Origin of the sequence: Nostoc sp. (genome assembly GCF_036918015.1) — a bacterium.
Classification (GTDB): domain Bacteria; phylum Cyanobacteriota; class Cyanobacteriia; order Cyanobacteriales; family Nostocaceae; genus Nostoc.
Window position 1 is genome coordinate 1 of record NZ_JBALEO010000070.1, and the last position, 16,372, is coordinate 16,372.

15 protein-coding genes are annotated in these 16,372 nt (G+C 42.1%); 7 read left to right on the top strand and 8 right to left on the bottom strand.

Annotation, left to right across the window (positions count from 1 at the left end):
- Positions 1 to 814 precede the first annotated feature (814 nt).
- The gene (locus tag V7K61_RS18275; RefSeq protein ID WP_335055318.1) at positions 815 to 1,186 is read left to right on the top strand and encodes a DUF2237 family protein; all 372 of its coding nucleotides are present in this window, start codon (positions 815 to 817) and stop codon (positions 1,184 to 1,186) included.
- 104 nt (positions 1,187 to 1,290) lie between these two features.
- Here the strand turns inward: V7K61_RS18275 and V7K61_RS18280 are convergent, their stop codons facing one another.
- The 5 genes from V7K61_RS18280 to V7K61_RS18300 form a co-directional block, all read right to left on the bottom strand.
- A complete protein-coding gene (locus tag V7K61_RS18280) occupies positions 1,291 to 3,468 on the bottom strand; it encodes a hybrid sensor histidine kinase/response regulator (protein ID WP_335055320.1) in 2,178 nt (725 codons plus the stop codon).
- 4 nt (positions 3,469 to 3,472) lie between these two features.
- Positions 3,473 to 4,045 carry a chemotaxis protein CheB gene (locus tag V7K61_RS18285; protein WP_335055322.1) on the bottom strand — a complete coding sequence of 191 codons (573 nt, stop codon included), beginning with the start codon at positions 4,043 to 4,045 and terminating at the stop codon, positions 3,473 to 3,475.
- A gap of 64 nt (positions 4,046 to 4,109) precedes the next feature.
- Positions 4,110 to 4,973, bottom strand: coding sequence for a metal ABC transporter permease (locus tag V7K61_RS18290; protein ID WP_335055324.1), 864 nt, complete (start codon positions 4,971 to 4,973; stop codon positions 4,110 to 4,112).
- 24 nt (positions 4,974 to 4,997) lie between these two features.
- Positions 4,998 to 5,777 (bottom strand): metal ABC transporter ATP-binding protein, encoded by a 780-nt coding sequence (locus V7K61_RS18295; protein WP_335055326.1) that lies wholly within the window; start codon positions 5,775 to 5,777, stop codon positions 4,998 to 5,000.
- 150 nt (positions 5,778 to 5,927) lie between these two features.
- Positions 5,928 to 6,929, bottom strand: coding sequence for a metal ABC transporter substrate-binding protein (locus V7K61_RS18300; RefSeq protein ID WP_335055328.1), 1,002 nt, complete (start codon positions 6,927 to 6,929; stop codon positions 5,928 to 5,930).
- 793 nt (positions 6,930 to 7,722) lie between these two features.
- Between V7K61_RS18300 and V7K61_RS18305 the strand changes: the two genes are divergently transcribed.
- The 5 genes from V7K61_RS18305 (at position 7,723) to V7K61_RS18325 (ending at position 12,277) form a co-directional block, all read left to right on the top strand.
- Positions 7,723 to 8,223 carry a DUF2231 domain-containing protein gene (locus V7K61_RS18305; protein ID WP_335055330.1) on the top strand — a complete coding sequence of 167 codons (501 nt, stop codon included), beginning with the start codon at positions 7,723 to 7,725 and terminating at the stop codon, positions 8,221 to 8,223.
- Entirely contained in the window at positions 8,220 to 8,837 is a 618-nt protein-coding gene (locus V7K61_RS18310; protein WP_292737989.1) for a DUF2231 domain-containing protein, read from the top strand. The genes V7K61_RS18305 and V7K61_RS18310 overlap by 4 nt, the downstream gene beginning before the upstream one ends.
- Before the next feature lie 150 nt (positions 8,838 to 8,987).
- Positions 8,988 to 9,902, top strand: a complete 915-nt coding sequence (locus V7K61_RS18315) for a cytochrome c oxidase subunit II (protein WP_335055444.1) — start codon at positions 8,988 to 8,990, stop codon at positions 9,900 to 9,902.
- A 13-nt stretch (positions 9,903 to 9,915) separates the two neighbouring features.
- On the top strand, positions 9,916 to 11,577 hold the full coding sequence (ctaD, locus tag V7K61_RS18320) for a cytochrome c oxidase subunit I (RefSeq protein WP_335055332.1): 1,662 nt from the start codon (positions 9,916 to 9,918) through the stop codon (positions 11,575 to 11,577).
- 97 nt (positions 11,578 to 11,674) lie between these two features.
- Positions 11,675 to 12,277 carry a cytochrome c oxidase subunit 3 gene (locus V7K61_RS18325; protein WP_335055334.1) on the top strand — a complete coding sequence of 201 codons (603 nt, stop codon included), beginning with the start codon at positions 11,675 to 11,677 and terminating at the stop codon, positions 12,275 to 12,277.
- 114 nt (positions 12,278 to 12,391) lie between these two features.
- On the opposite strand, the gene V7K61_RS18330 is transcribed toward V7K61_RS18325, so the two are convergent.
- The 3 genes from V7K61_RS18330 to V7K61_RS18340 all read right to left on the bottom strand — a co-directional run bounded on the left by V7K61_RS18330 (position 12,392) and on the right by V7K61_RS18340 (position 14,895).
- The gene (locus V7K61_RS18330) at positions 12,392 to 12,988 is read right to left on the bottom strand and encodes a hypothetical protein (protein WP_322736015.1); all 597 of its coding nucleotides are present in this window, start codon (positions 12,986 to 12,988) and stop codon (positions 12,392 to 12,394) included.
- 202 nt (positions 12,989 to 13,190) lie between these two features.
- Complete coding sequence (locus V7K61_RS18335; protein ID WP_335055336.1) at positions 13,191 to 14,543, bottom strand: helix-hairpin-helix domain-containing protein; 1,353 nt, start codon at positions 14,541 to 14,543, stop codon at positions 13,191 to 13,193.
- A gap of 226 nt (positions 14,544 to 14,769) precedes the next feature.
- Positions 14,770 to 14,895: a hypothetical protein gene (locus V7K61_RS18340; RefSeq protein ID WP_257236689.1), complete on the bottom strand. Its 126-nt coding sequence runs from the start codon at positions 14,893 to 14,895 to the stop codon at positions 14,770 to 14,772.
- Between V7K61_RS18340 and gatA the strand changes: the two genes are divergently transcribed.
- The gene (gatA, locus tag V7K61_RS18345) at positions 14,894 to 16,354 is read left to right on the top strand and encodes an Asp-tRNA(Asn)/Glu-tRNA(Gln) amidotransferase subunit GatA (protein WP_335055338.1); all 1,461 of its coding nucleotides are present in this window, start codon (positions 14,894 to 14,896) and stop codon (positions 16,352 to 16,354) included. The genes V7K61_RS18340 and gatA overlap by 2 nt on opposite strands.
- Positions 16,355 to 16,372 lie beyond the last annotated feature (18 nt).

Sequence of the window (16,372 nt, forward strand, 5' to 3'; positions counted from 1 at the left end):
AGATCCGGTTGTTGGTGCTGGTGATCCATTCGCAGAATCGATCCCATACGTTGGCGCTTTCGCGACGTTGTAAGGTTGTTGTCATTGTTTTATAAGTGCGGTTAGTTATTTATGAATCAGGCGGTTTTGTTTTCGCCTGTGAATGTACTTTACAATGCTTTACAATTTTTAATCAAGTTTTATTACTTCAGTAAACCTGATGTAAGTCATTAGGTTTACTTATTTAAAAGCAAACAACGAGGCAGGAATACGCCGAAGTTATCTTTTGTATGACATCACATATCTGGTTATATGCCTCTTTAGAATCGGTATCTGATTTATGTCTACGATTGCTCAACGGGAGTAACCCTCTATTCGCGCAGCCTTTCTTAGAAAAGGGAACAATAAATTCTGATGTCGGAGGCTACAAGTATTATTTGCTTACTTATCTGGGAATAATAGCTTTGTATATTACCGCTATTCTAAAAAAATTAACCCTCAGCTTACTACTGAGGGCTTTTTTTGTTTGGCAAAATGGCATATCTGTAAATTAGAGGGTTGCTATGGTATTTGAGTAGGATACATTCCATGCGAAAAGTACTGACTTGCATTACCCCTGGTAGTTAGCCAGGGGTTTTATTTTTTATTTAAACTGAGAGCGATCGCTCTTAAATATTCTGCTGAGAAATTTATTTTTAACGATTTTGAGATAAGTAATTTTAGAATTTCCTGCTTTTGGGATATTAATTAGCGATCGCGATTTTTATTTAACCAGGGAATTGACAATAAATATAAGCTTATATCAAGTGGAAAAATCAAGTACAACGAATTAACGATGACAGACGCTAAAAATGTAATCGATGGAAACCTAGAGGTTTGCTGTACTTCTCCCATGACTGGGTTTCACCGCGACGGTTTTTGTCGTACAGGTGGTCAGGATTTCGGGTCGCATGTCGTATGTGCCCAAGTGACATCAGAATTCCTGGAGTTCACCAAATCGCAGGGGAACGACCTCAGCACAGCTGTTCCTGATTTTAATTTTCCTGGATTGAAGCCTGGCGATCGCTGGTGTTTGTGTGCTTCTCGCTGGCAAGAAGCTCTAGAAGCTGGCGTTGCTCCACCCGTCATACTTTCAGCAACCCATGCTAGAGCTTTGGAAGTGGTTTCTCTGGACGAACTCAAAAAATATGCCTTAACTTCGTCTTGATTAGGCATTGGGGTTAGGGGAGAGGTTACAGGTGAGAGGTTATAGGGAATAATCTGTCACCTGTAACCTATACCCTATTCCCTTCCCCAGTCCCCACTTCCAAATCAACTCACTGGAACTTCAATAGACAGTTCTAATATATTGGCAACCGCAGCAATCAATTTATTGGGGTCAATTGGCTTAGATAAATGCTGCTGAAACCCTGCTGAAAGTGCTTCTAAACGGTCTTCTTCTCGCGTGTACGCTGTTAAGGCGATCGCGGGGATGCGTCCGCCTTTTTCTGGTTCTAAAGAGCGGAGTTTCCGAATCAGTGTATAACCATCTTGCCCTGACATACCGATGTCGCTAATCAGGATATCTGGTTTTGCTTGTTCAAGTACTGCTAGCGCTTCATCAACGGAAGCTACGGCAGTGGCAAAAGCCCCATACTCCTCAAACATAAAACTGAGAAAGTTACGGGTATCTGCTTCATCATCTACAACTAGAACTTTTAATCCAGCAAGGGGCGTCGATGGCACCGAGGAAGAAGTTTCTCCTGTCGCTTCTCTACTCGTCCTGCCACCCCTATTGTCTTGTAGCAGTGGTAGTCTCACAGTAAAGGTTGCTCCTTGTCCACTACCTAAACTTTGAGCAAAGATTGTACCCTTGTGCAGTTCCACTAGATGACGGACGATCGCTAGTCCTAGTCCTAATCCATTGTGCGATCGCGTTGTAGTGCTGTCTGCTTGCCGAAAACGCTCAAATACTTTAGGTAAAAACTCGGAACTAATACCAATGCCTGTATCGATAACTTGAATTTGGGCGTACTGAGATTTTGAATTTTGAGATTTTTTGGAAAGTATAAAGGTCGGCTCTAGACCATCAGAACTTTCCAAGACGGATTTTAGATTATTGCTTTCATTCTTGTTTGAAGAGTCTAAATTTTCACCATCAGCTCCCAATACAAAATCTGAAATCGAAAATCCAAAATATCTAGATAGCCTAACTTCTACCCTACCACCTTTAGGGGTAAACTTAATGGCATTAGTTAGTAGGTTCCAGACAATTTGCTGTAAACGGGCTGGATCGCCATATACTGACCCGATCGAAGTATCCAGGAAAGTATTTAATTTAATATCTTTTGTCTCTGCTAGGGGACGAACTGCCTCTAATGCCGCCTCCATCACTGTGAGCAGATTTACCGCAGATACGTTTAACCGCAACTGACCACGGATAATCCGAGATACGTCCAAGATATCCTCAATTAGTTGCATCTGAGATATGGCGTTGCGTTCGATGGCCTCCAAAGCACGGGAAGTGGCTTTTTCGTCAAGTTTCTTGGCGCGGAGGATTTTCGACCAGCCTAGCATCGAAGTTAGAGGCGTGCGGAGTTCGTGGGAGAGAACAGCCAGAAACTCATCTTTCATTCGATTTGCGGCTTCTGCTTCCTGTCTTGCCGTTTGTTCTCGAATCACTTGAGCGCGAACCTCTTCTGCTTGCTTGCGTTCAGTAATATCTTCAAGAGTCCCGACATAACCCAACAATTCCCCTTGACTGGAAAGCATGGGTGATGAGCGGACTTGAACCCAGCGAATGTTACCATGAGCAGCTTGAAAGCGAAATTCTTCTGAGTATTCCCGACCTTCACAGATGTAAGCAGACCAACTAGCGATCGCTCGTTCTTTATCTTCTGGATGAACGGATTCTAGCCATTTTTTTTCTAAACTCTCTGCCGCTTTCAAGCCACAAATTGCCTGATAGCGGGGATTAGTATATTTACAGTTACCTTCAGTATCAGTTTCAAAAATGCCAACGGGTGAGCAGGTACTTAGCGATCGGAATCGTTCTTCACTTTGCCTGAGTTCAGTATTCACAGCTACCAGTTGCGCTGTTTGTTGCTTGACGGCTTCTGTTTTCTTAAATAGTTCTACGAATACTGTGACTTTAGAAGTCAAAATATTAGGGTCTAGTGGTTTGAGCAGATAATCAACAGCACCCAAGGCATAGCCTTTAAACAGCATTTGGTCGCTGGTGCTAAAGGCGGTAAGAAAGATAATTGGAGTGTGACGCGATCGCCCCCGATTGCGAATTAAGGTAGCAGTTTCAAAGCCATCCATCCCAGGCATTTGCACATCCAGCAAAATCACTGCAAAGTCTTGATGCAGCAGACACCTTAAAGCTTCTTCCCCAGAAGTAGCTCTCACGAGATTCTCCCCTAGTTTTTCTAGGATTGCCTCTAGTGCCAGCAAATTTTCCAGCTTATCATCTACTAGGAGGATGTTGACTTTGGGTTCCATCTGCATCGGTTTATTTCTGTGATGATTGACAAAGCTTGACCATCTGGGAAGCAATGTTTGAGAGTGTCAAAATCCAGTCTACTGTAACAGCAGAAATTGCGGCCTCTGGCATAATGTCGCACTCCGCTGTGGCAGGTTCTTGTACAATAGTAATTCCTCCCCGCGCCTTTATTTTCTTAAGGCCTTGCATACCATCTTGGTTTGCTCCTGTCAATATTACACCAATAACTTCCTCTGTGTAGACATCGGCTGCCGACTCAAACAGCACATCAATAGATGGTCTAGCATAAGAGACAGGCTCATCAGTCGAAAGGGCAAAGTGACCTGGTTCAACCAGTAAATGATAATCTGCTGGGGCTATGTAGATATGTCCTGGTAGTATTTCGTCCTTGTCTTCCACTTCGCGAATTTTCAACAAGGTGGATTCTTGTAATAAATCCTGGAGTGTGTTGTTAGACTCTTTGTGACGGTGTTGCACGATCGCGATCGGTACAGGGAAGTCTGCGGGTAAATTACCCAGGATGATTTTCAGTGCTGATAATCCGCCTAAAGAAGTACCAATTACCACAATTTTAAACGACACTTGTTTCGCCCTCACACCTGTGGAATGGGGGTTACGTAAATAGCAAAGTGTATTTCATACTGAATCAGTCAGTATTTTCTTGCTTCTTTGCTCTTACCAGTAACCCATGTTTAGGTGCAAAAATCATTGCTACGACAAACAACAAGGTTTGCAACACAACTATGCAACCCCCCGTTGCACCATCGATATGATAGCTGATGTAAGTCCCCATAACACTAGAAAATACGCCCGATGCCATTGAAATTAGTATCATGTGGTCAAAACGGTCTGTTAATAAATAAGCTGTTGCTCCCGGAGTAACTAACATAGCTACAACCAGAATAATTCCCACTGTTTGCAGTCCAGCGACAGCAGTTAACGACAGTAATGATAGTAAAATATAGTGCAGCGCTCCTGTGTTCAAGCCAATGGAACGTGCATGAGTGGGGTCAAAACAAAATAATAGTAGGTCTTTGCGTAAAACAGCTATTGTTACTAAAGTAATTACGCTTATAATCACCGTTTGAATAATGTCTTCATTAGAAATACCCAAGACATTCCCAAACAAGATGTGCGTCAAGTCAACGCTGCTTGGAGTTTTGGAAACTAGTACCAAACCCAGAGCAAAAAATCCTGTAAATACAAGTCCGATGACAGTATCTTCTTTAATTCTCGTCTTCGCTTTGATATAACCGATCGCAATAACTGAACCCACGCCAAAGACGAAAGCGCCCACAGCAAAAGGGATATTTAAAACATAAGCAATTACTACCCCAGGCATTACTGCATGGGAAACAGCATCTCCCATTAATGCCCAACCTTTGAGGGTCATAAAACAAGATAAAACAGAACAGACCACCCCAACTAAAGCACTTACACAAATTGCCTTTACCATGAATTCATGCTGTAGAGGTGCGGTTAACCAGTCTAAGAATGCAAGAGTATTCATATTTTTAACAATATTAATTAGTAATTAATCAGATTCATTTTGATTTCCCCGGATTATCTGACTTTTGCTGAGGGATAAATCTCCGAGAGAACCGCCAAAAGTCCGTGAGAGATTTTCTTCTGTGAAAACTTCGGATGTATCACCATAAGCTAGAATAGTACGGTTAATGAGTACTACTTGGTCGCAAAAAGTGGTGATAGAAGCTAAATCATGGGTAGAAATCAAAATTGTATGACCTTCTTCTCGCAATTCCAGCAATAAGTCAATCATCGTTTTTTCTGTTTTGATATCTACCCCCGTGAAAGGTTCATCTAATAGCAAAACTGTTCCCTGTTGTGCTAAAGCACGGGCGAGAAAGGCACGTTTTTTCTGTCCTCCAGAGAGTTCTCCAATTTGGCGATCGCGCATTGACCACATTTGCACTCTTTCCAGACTCTCCCTCACCACTCTTTGATCTTTCACCGACGGAATTCGTAGTATATTCATGTATCCGTAGCGCCCCATCATTACCACATCATGGACACTTACTGGAAAATTCCAGTCTACTTCTTCCGACTGTGGTACATAAGCAACCAAGCTTTTTTTCTGTACAGCTTTTATGGGTAAACCATTAATCAAAACCCTTCCTGTGACGGGCTTCAAAAAACCCATGATTGCCTTAAATAGGGTTGATTTACCACTACCATTCATCCCCACTAAACCACTGATTGAACCTGCTTGAATTTGCAAAGAAGCGCCATGTAAAGCAACTTTGCCGTGGTAAGCTACTGTCAAATTTTCGACATCAATACTAATAGATTTCACTAAAAAGCACCTCTAAAATTAATCAGTATTTTGTAGTAAGCGGCTCTATCCCCATTTGCAAATACTTAACGTTTTTCAGAGAATAAAATAGGACTAAAGTCCTTACTACAAGCCAATTTTCAATAATTAGATTTATTCTGGCATACTTGCTCACTTTTCCTCTAATCCCTGAGTTAGAGTATTAATATTAAGTTCTAGCAACTTGAGATAAGTTGGTGCTGGCCCATTGGCTGGAGACAGGGAATCAACGTAAAACACTCCACCAAACCTTGCTCCCGATTCTCTAGCTACCTGACGTTGCGCTCCATCGTTGACTGTACTTTCACAGAAAACTACAGGTATTTTATTTTTTTTAACTATATCAATGACTTTTTCTAGCTGTTTGGGAGTAGCTTGTTGTTCAGAGTTGACTGCCCAGAGATAAGCTTCTTTCAAGCCATAATCGCGGGTGACGTATGAGAAAGCGCCTTCACAGCTTACCATGTAGCGCTTGTCTGCTGGAACTACCGACACGGCTTTTCGCAGTTTCTCATCAACTTCCTTAATCTTTTGGCTGTATGCTTTGGCATTGGTGTTATAAGTCTCTGCATTGGCTGAGTCTAAATTAACTAATGCCTTGCGAATATTATCTACGTAAATCAAGGCATTTTGTGGTGACATCCAAGCATGGGGATTAGGTTTCCCTTTGTAGGCATCCTCCGTAATTTCAACAGGCTTAATTCCCTCACTTAGGGTAACGTGAGGTACATTAGGAACGCTGTTATACAATTTCTGTGCCCAACGCTCTAAATTCAGACCATTATTCAAAATTAGGTCTGCTTTTTGCGCCCTCACCAAATCGCTAGGAGTTGGTTCGTAACCATGAATTTCCGCCCCTGGTTTGGTGAGAGATTCAACAATCGCTTTGTCTCCCGCCACGTTTTGCGCCATATCTGCAATAACTGTAAAGGTGGTAAGAACCACTTTTTTACCTTTTTTATCTAGGTTGCTGGTGCTAGTTGTGCCTGGGTTTGGAGTTAACTGTGATTGAGAATTGGAGGTTGACGGGCTACACCCACTCAAACACAGTTCCAATAGCAGCACAGACGCTACAACCAATTTTTGTCCGTGCTGCGGTAGTTGCATCTGAAAGTTATTGATATTAAATCTCATTATAGCAATTTCATAATCTTCTCACTTTTGTCTCACTTTAGCAGAAATCAGATAAAAATGAAAGAATTATGAAAATAATATCAGAGGAAAAAAGCGAACCTATTGCAATAAACTGTATTTCTGAGTTCTGACTTAACCTTGATTTCTGACTTTTCTTTTTTTAAGGGGTTTTATGAGTAGTTCAAATATTTTTGTTATTTCCATCACAAACTAATATTTTCTTATTGTGAAATACCTTACAGACAAATATTATATTTCGAGTTTTTTATATTTAAAAAAATGCAAAAATAAATACATTGTGAAAATAGTTTTTTGTTTGTAGACTAACTTTTAAAAGTTTAATATTTATTGTTTTGACAATTCATAAAAATTTACTTAAGCTAAAGGATAGGTTAAGCAAATCAACAAACGACAGCGATTTGATTTAGCTACATCAAGAATTGCTGTTGCAGACTATTGGCATAAGGAAATGAATCAAAACAAAAATTATTCCATGTAGGCAATTTAACCAAATTTGGCTACAAAAAGCTAAGACATGATTAAGCGTATTGAACCGCGCAGATATTGAACAGAATTCGATCAATTATGGATGGATACTTGTGGTGATGTTAGTGAGTGTCCATCAATTATTGAAGTTTGACTAGCGATTTTAGATTTTTGATTAGGGTCTTCTAGTTTATATCTCGTCTGGGACGGAATAAATCTAAAAGACACTTGCTAAGACTGCGCGATCGCCAATCCAAAATCCAAAATTTATTGACCAAAGTGCGGTAGATATGTCCAGGAGAAGACGATGATTGAGTATTTGACATCCTTGAACGACCACAATTTGCCCTATCCAGATACGATTCATCCCATCGTTGTCCACTTCGTAATTGCGATGGTGTTGTTTTCCTTCTTCTGCGATGTAATTGGCTATTTTACTGGTAAATCCGGTCTTTTTGAGGTGAGTTGGTGGAATATGTTAGTTGCCACGATCGCCATCTTCGTCGCGATTATTTTTGGTCAGTTTGAAGCAGGATTAGCACAGCCTTACAGCCTAGCTAAATCGGTGCTGAATTTACATACGCTAATTGGTTGGTCGCTTTCGGGAATTATCACAGCGATTACAGCTTGGCGTTATGTAATTCGTGCCCGAAATCCGCAAAAATTACCGATTTATTATTTGGGAGCGGGGCTAGTTTTAACCTTAATAGTTGGCTTACAAGTATATCTCGGAGATGAACTTGTTTGGGTATATGGATTGCATACCGTACCAGTTGTGGAAGCAGTAAAGGATGGTGTGTTGCGATGAACTCAGAATTGATTAACCAATTAACCGACTCTCTAGGCCCAAACGGATTACCTTACACAATTCCCATTCATCCCAACTTAGTCCATCTGACAATAGGTTTGTTCATCATTGCGATGACCTTTGATATTGTTGGTGTTCTGTTCCCCTTTGAAAAGTGGGTCTTCAAATTTTTGGCAATTACTGTTGAACGTGACAACTTATTTGCTGTTGGCTGGTACAACATGTTAGCTGCCAGCATCATCACATTTTTCACGGTGGGAGCAGGCTTTTACGAAATGCTACTGGCAGCACCACCAGCTGATATGAAGAGTGCCTGGGGATTGCAGGCAATGGAAACTATGCTTTGGCATGGTGTGGGTGGTGTGTTCTTATTAGCGCTGATTGTTGGCATGACCATCTGGAGAGCGTGGCAGCGCTTCGTTTGGGGCAAACAAGAATATAAACAGACAGATAGAGAAGTGCAATGGATCTATTTGTTCGCAGGCATAGCAATCATGTTCATTCTGTACATCCACGGCACACTAGGAGCGCAACTAGCCGCCGAATTTGGCGTACACAATACAGCAGATAATTTGCTGCGATCGCACCAAGACCTGAACACAACTCTCAAATAAGTCCTTTGTACTTAATTCTTTGCCCCAATACGGTTTAGTTAAGGCTTAATTCTTTGTCAAATTCAATTTTTTAACGAACCGCAAAGGACGCAAAGAACGCAAAGGAAGAGGAGAAAGAAATACTTAACTGAACTGTATTGTCCAATGACCATGAAACTCCAGAAGATTTTAAATATTTTGACGCTGCTTACAGGCGCGATCGCAGTGACTATTACGAGTCTCTGGATCGGGAAGCAGGCTTACTCCTGGCTTCCTCCCCAAGCAGCAGCCGAATCCGTACTCATTGATGATTTGATTAGCTTCTTAGTAACCCTTGGTGCCTTCATCTTCTTGGGAGTAACAAGTACTCTGATGTATTCTGTGATCTTCCATCGGGCAGTCAAAGATGACTTCACTGACGGCCCCCCGATTGAAGGTAATATCACCTTGGAAGTTGTCTGGACAGCAATCCCAATTCTCTTGGTGTTTTGGATTGCAAGCTACAGCTACCAAGTTTACGAACAAATGGGAATTCAAGGCCCATCGGAAATAGTTCACCTGCATAATCCGCTGGTAATGGAATCAGCTTATGCCGCACCAGCTAAAGCCTTAGCAGAACCCGTTGAGAAAATCGACGTATTAGCTAAACAGTGGGCGTGGGTTTTTCATTACCCAGAAAGAGATATTACCAGTACTGAATTGCATTTACCAAGCGATCGCCGGATACGTTTAGCGCTGAAATCACAAGACGTTCTCCACGGCTTCTATATTCCTGCATTCCGCCTCAAGCAGGATATTATTCCTAACCATGCGATCGACTTTGAATTTACTCCCATCCGCCCCGGCAAATACCGATTGACCGATTCTCAATATAGCGGCACATACTTTGCGACGATGCAAGCGAATGTCATCGTCGAATCTCCTGAAGATTATCAGCAGTGGCTGGCACAAGCTGCAACCCAAAAGCCATCCCTAGCAAAAAATCAGGCAGCTTCTGAGTATGCCCAAACATCCAATCAATCAGTCCAAACAGGTTGGGTTACAGTTCCACCTGCTGCACCTCCTCTAGTCAATTCACCTGGTTGAAAAGAAAGTAACCATGACTAATGTTCCTATTGAAGGTATCCTTCTCCCGAATGAGAAGCCTAACCACGAATCTCCGAGTAGCTGGAAAGAATACTTCAGCTTTAGTACTGACCATAAAGTTATTGGTATCCAGTATCTCGTTACCTCATTCTTTTTCTTTCTCGTCGGCGGTATCTTTGCGATGGTGATGCGGGGAGAACTGATGACACCCGAATCAGATTTAGTCGATCGCACCGTCTACAACGGTATGTTCACCATGCACGGCACTGTGATGCTGTTTTTGTGGACATTTCCCTCACTCGTTGGTTTTGCCAACTATTTAGTGCCCCTGATGATTGGGGCGCGAGATATGGCATTTCCCCGCCTCAACGCCGTCGCCTTTTGGATGGTACCAGTAGTTGGGATTTTGATGATGGGTAGCTTCTTTGTCCCTGGTGGCCCAGCCCAAGCCGGTTGGTGGTCTTACCCGCCAGTCAGTCTCCAGAATCCCACAGGTAACTTAATTAATGGTCAAGTTCTCTGGCTGTTAGCGGTGGCAATATCCGGCGTATCCTCGATTATGGGGGCAGTGAACTTTGTCACCACCATCGTCAAGATGCGGGCCCCAGGTATGGGCTTCTTCAAAATGCCGTTGTTTGTCTGGGCAGTATTTAGCGCCCAAATCATCCAACTATTTGGACTTCCAGCACTGACAGCAGGTGCGGTAATGCTGCTACTCGACCTCACAGCTGGCACTGCCTTTTTTGACCCCGCTAAGGGTGGAAACCCAGTAATGTTCCAGCATTACTTCTGGTTCTACTCCCACCCAGCCGTTTACGTGATTATTTTGCCTGTCTTCGGCATTTTCTCAGAACTCTTCCCAGTTTATTCACGTAAACCCCTATTTGGTTACAAAGTAGTTGCCATTTCATCCATCTTGATTGCCGTAGTTAGCGGCATTGTTTGGGTACACCACATGTACGTCAGCGGTACACCTGGCTGGATGCGGTTGATTTTCATGCTGACAACGATGTGTGTATCTGTCCCCACAGGAATTAAAGTATTTGCTTGGGTGGCAACGATTTGGGGCGGTAAACTGCGGCTAAATACCGCCATGCTTTTCGCCTTGGGCGCATTAGTCATGTTTGTCTTCGCTGGCATCACAGGCATCATGCTTTCCTCCGTGCCCGTTGATGTCCACGTTAACAATACCTACTTTGTAGTCGGACACTTCCACTACGTCCTCTACGGCACCGTGACGATGGGCTTATTTGCCGCCATCTATCACTGGTTCCCCAAAATGACCGGAAGGATGTACTCCGAAAGCTGGGGTAAAATCCACTTTTGGTTAGCCTTCATCGGCACAAACCTCAACTTTTTGCCCATGCACCCCTTGGGATTGCAAGGAATGTTACGCCGAGTTGCTTCCTACGCCCCAGAGTATCAATTCTGGAACATCATCGCCAGCCTCGGCGGATTCCTGTTAGGAATGTCCACCTTGCCCTTCATATTCAACATGGTGATTTCTTGGATGCAAGGCGAGAAAGCACCCGCTAACCCTTGGCGGGCAATTGGACTAGAGTGGTTAGTTTCTTCACCCCCCCCAGTAGAAAACTTTGAAGAAACTCCCATCATCATCTCCGAACCCTACGGCTACGGAAAATCAGAACCCTTAACAGCCAACCTCCCAGAATAAACGCCAACCATCGGGGAAGACGCAAAAACCCTCCGCGTACCTCTGCGCTTCCCTTTCCGTACCTTTGCGTTTCAAATTCCCCCCCTCAAAAAACAAAATGGACAGCTATATCAACTCCGAAGAATTGCACCATCCAAGCGCAGAACACAGCCACGACGAAGAAGGCAACAAAATGTTTGGCTTCATTGTCTTCCTACTGTCAGAAAGCGTCATTTTCTTAAGTTTTTTCATCGGATATGCCATCTACAAAACAACAACCCCTAACTGGCTACCAGCAGGTGTTTCTGGACTAGAAGTAAAAGAACCGACAATCAACACAGTAATTCTTGTTGCTAGTAGCTTTGTAATTTACTTAGCAGAACGCGCCCTTCAACGCCACGACTTAGTGAAATTCCGCCTGTTTTTGTTGGCAACAATGGCAATGGGAACTTACTTTTTAGTTGGACAGGCGATTGAATGGAACGGCCTCGCCTTTGGTTTCACCTCCGGGGTATTTGGTGGAACCTTCTATCTGCTTACAGGCTTCCACGGTTTGCACGTTTTCACTGGTATCCTGTTGCAGTTAATAATTTTGATCCGTTCTTTCTTACCTGGCAACTACGATACAGGTCACTTCGGCGTCAATGCAACTTCATTGTTTTGGCACTTCGTCGATGTTATCTGGATTATTTTGTTTGTCCTTATCTATGTTTGGCAGTAAAGATTGATGGTAAGAAAAACCCAGATAATTTCTCTGGGTTGGTGTATGTGGCATTGTTAATTACTTTTATGCCCCATACACCATTCACTGTAATAACTATATTTGAGTCTTAGTTCAACCTTTTAAATTAACCTTCTCCTCAAACTTTGATCCATCTTGATGAGATAAAAATTTTTCACTACTGTGATAATTTCTTCGCCATTGTTCGAGCTTATCTATAGATATTGATTTAGATGTGACATTCACACCATTTCCTCGCCAAGCAACTTCTGCATCTGTTGTGAAAACCCCACACTCTAATTGATCTAGCCTCATATTCCAATATTCGCTAAATCTACCTTTTAAAGTAATAACTTGCTCAAATACCTTGTTTCTATGCTTATTTCTTCTTTTTCGTTCTGTTGCTCCAGTTGCTTCTGTATCAATAAACTTAGTTTCAATTAAGAACAGACTACCTTTAAAGGTTAGGAAGACAAAATCACACTTCCCTAAATCTGTATAATCTGAAATTGGAGACTTTTCAAACAACAGCAATTCAGCGCACGAGGGAAACAATTCTTTAATATTCAGAAATAAATAAGCTTGCAATAGAAGTTCCTTATCATAAGGAAATAATATTACTCCTTCAAAAAATTTTTGAATGTCCTCGTGAGTTTGGGGTTGAATTTTTTTACAGTATGAAACAAATCTATGTAGCTCATTTACGATCATCAAGTTCTAACTCCTTCCCCCGGTCGCAGCCTTAAGGGTCTTAGCATAAAAAGATACCACTCCCTCAAGGAAATTATCATCAGCATAAGTAACTAAAAAAACGATTTAAACCCTGCATACTTAAGGCAATTTACTGTTGACAGTTCAATAAAACGAATTTTTAAGTTGCTTTTTAGTATTGGTGGATTTTTGACTCCTGGCCTCAGCTACCAGTCAGCGATTTTATATGAGCAGGAAAACTGGCGTTTTGCAAAGCTTGAACAGTTATTCTAGAATCTTGTACACAAAATTGCCAACCTAAGCGAACAAGTTTACGAGAAGTTTCAGTTTGGATGATTCCAATCACTGGCATTTTTGCCTTTTCTTTGTCTACTGAATGCTCTTGCAAAATTGTTTTCAAGCGATGTAGGTCTTCCATATTACCTGCTTGCTGGGGATTTAACTCCACCATTACCATTTGTACAGTTTCCACTGGCTCTGCATCTTCAAGAATAAATTGAGTTTGCTCATCACGCCGATCTACTTTTCCCCAAATAATCAATCTAGTATCGACTTGGAGTATGGAACTAATGCGTTCATAAGTTTTCGGAAAAACTACAGCTTCTGATTGTGTAGTTAGGTCTTCTATTTGCAAGATTGCCATCTGATCGCCTTTTTTTGTCACCACTTTTTTCACGTTATTTAACATCACAACTGCACAAAGCCTTGTTTCTTCTCTTTGATCTGCTAGTTGCGAAAGGTTAATTGGTGTCAAAAGTGGTGCTATTTGTCGTAAGGATTTCAGAGGATGATCTGATACATAAAAGCCTAGTAATTCTTTCTCCTTTTGCAACTTTTCCTGGGCAGTAAAATCCATTATAGGTTTAGATTTGGGAGCAGTTTCAAAGGCATTACTTGCTCTTTTATTCTGAGCCGAAGAAAAGCCGTCGCCCAATAAATCAAATAGATTCCCTTGACCACTAGCTCTATCTTTCGCACGAGATTGTGCCCAATCATACACTAATTCTGAGTCGTTAATTAACTGTTGGCGGTTGGATTCAATTTTGTCAAAAGCTCCACAGTAAATCAACGACTCCAGAGTTCGGCGGTTAACAGCACGCAAATCCACGCGATCGCAAAAATCAGCGAGTGTTTTAAACTCTCCTGTCTCATTTCTCGCCTCCAAAATACAAGCGATCGCATTTTGTCCCACGTTACGCACCGCCGAAAATCCAAACAGAATCTTGCCTGCCGTTGGCGTAAAATCAACACCAGAACGATTTATATCTGGCGGATCTATGGAAATCCCCATATTTGTACAGTTAGTAATGTATCGCTGTACCTTATCGGTATCACCACTGTTAGCTGTTAACAGCGCCGCCATATATTCTAATGGGTAATTAGCTTTTAAATATGCTGTTTGATATGTTACATAACCATAGGCTGTTGAATGGGATTTATTGAAACAATTAGCAGCTATTAAGCCATTTTTTATGGTAAAATTATGGTCACTCTCCACCCCAATGTCATAAACATTTTGTTTCCCTAAATATTTACGTGTGGCTATTTTTATCATCCTACCTTACCTCGAAAAATTTTGTGTAATTGATAAAATTATAAAATTTGTAGTATTAATAAGGTTGTAATACAAAATTATATCACTAGAAAACACTGCTATACTCTTACACAAAAGTAGTCAATATAGATGAAAACTTTGGCAAACTATTCAATAGATGGTTGATAGCCATGTATTTGCTGTTTTTAAAAACGTATTAAACACATTTCAATACATATTAATCCGCTTAGTCAGATGAATGGAGAATGGCAAGCAGAGGAGAATAAGCAATGCCCAATACCCAATAACCAATACCCAATATCGACCAATATGTACTAGAATCAGTGACTTGAGTCACAAAGAGAGCAATCATGGCATCCATCCGCGAGTTGCACCAACAGCTGGTTAAAAAAGAACGTTCTGCCGTTGAAATTACCCAAGAAGCTTTAGAGCGCATTCAAGCGTTAGAGCCGAAATTACACAGCTTTTTATGTGTGACGGCAGATCGCGCATTAGAGCAGGCGGGTGCCGTGGATGCCAAAATTGCAGCAGGAGAAGAAATTGGGCTGCTAGCGGGCATTCCTGTGGGTATCAAGGACAATATGTGTACCAAGGGAGTTCCTACCACCTGCGCCTCCCGAATTTTGGAAAATTTCGTGCCGCCTTATGAATCAACGGCGACGCAAAAACTGGCAGATGCTGGGGCGGTAATGGTAGGCAAAACCAACTTGGATGAGTTTGCAATGGGTAGTTCCACAGAAAACTCTGCCTATCAAGTCACGGCTAATCCTTGGGATTTGTCACGAGTTCCAGGTGGTTCTTCTGGGGGTTCGGCGGCGGCGGTGTCTGCCCAAGAATGTGTAGTTGCCCTCGGTTCTGATACTGGCGGTTCGATTCGCCAACCTGCATCTTTTTGCGGTGTGGTGGGGATGAAACCCACTTATGGTTTGGTTTCTCGTTATGGTTTGGTGGCTTACGCTTCGTCTTTGGATCAAATTGGGCCATTTGCAAACACAGTGGAAGATGCCGCAATATTATTAAGTGCGATCGCAGGTTACGATCCCAAAGACTCTACTAGCCTAAAAGTTGCCATTCCCAACTATGCTGCTAGCTTAAAACCAAACTTCAAACCCAGAGGTCAACTGAGAATTGGTATCATTAAAGAAACTTTTGGTGAAGGTTTAGACCCTGTAGTGGAACAAGCTGTTACCAAAGCAGTAGATCAACTACAAAGCTTGGGAGCCGAAATTCATATAATTTCCTGTCCCCGCTTTCGCTATGGCTTACCCACCTACTACATCATCGCCCCATCCGAAGCATCAGCAAACCTGGCTCGTTATGATGGCGTGAAATATGGGTATCGCGCTCCTGATGCCGATAATCTGCTATCAATGTACACTCGTACCCGTGCCGCTGGTTTTGGTACAGAAGTCAAACGCCGGATTATGATTGGCACTTACGCCCTTTCGGCTGGCTATTATGACGCTTATTACCTGAAAGCTCAAAAAGTCCGTACTTTGATTAAACAAGACTTTGAAAAGGCTTTTGGCGCGGTTGATGTGTTAGTTTGTCCTACCTCTCCCACTACAGCATTCAAAGCAGGGGAAAAGACTACTGACCCCTTGAGTATGTATTTAACTGACTTGATGACTATTCCTGTAAATCTTGCTGGTTTACCTAGTTTAAGTTTGCCATGTGGTTTTGACGAACAGGGTCTACCGATAGGACTACAGCTAATTAGCAATGTTCTGCGAGAAGACCTACTGTTTCAGGTAGCTTATGCTTATGAGCAATCCACTACTTGGCATCTGCGTAAACCGCAAATATCTTGAAAATTGTCATTTGTCACT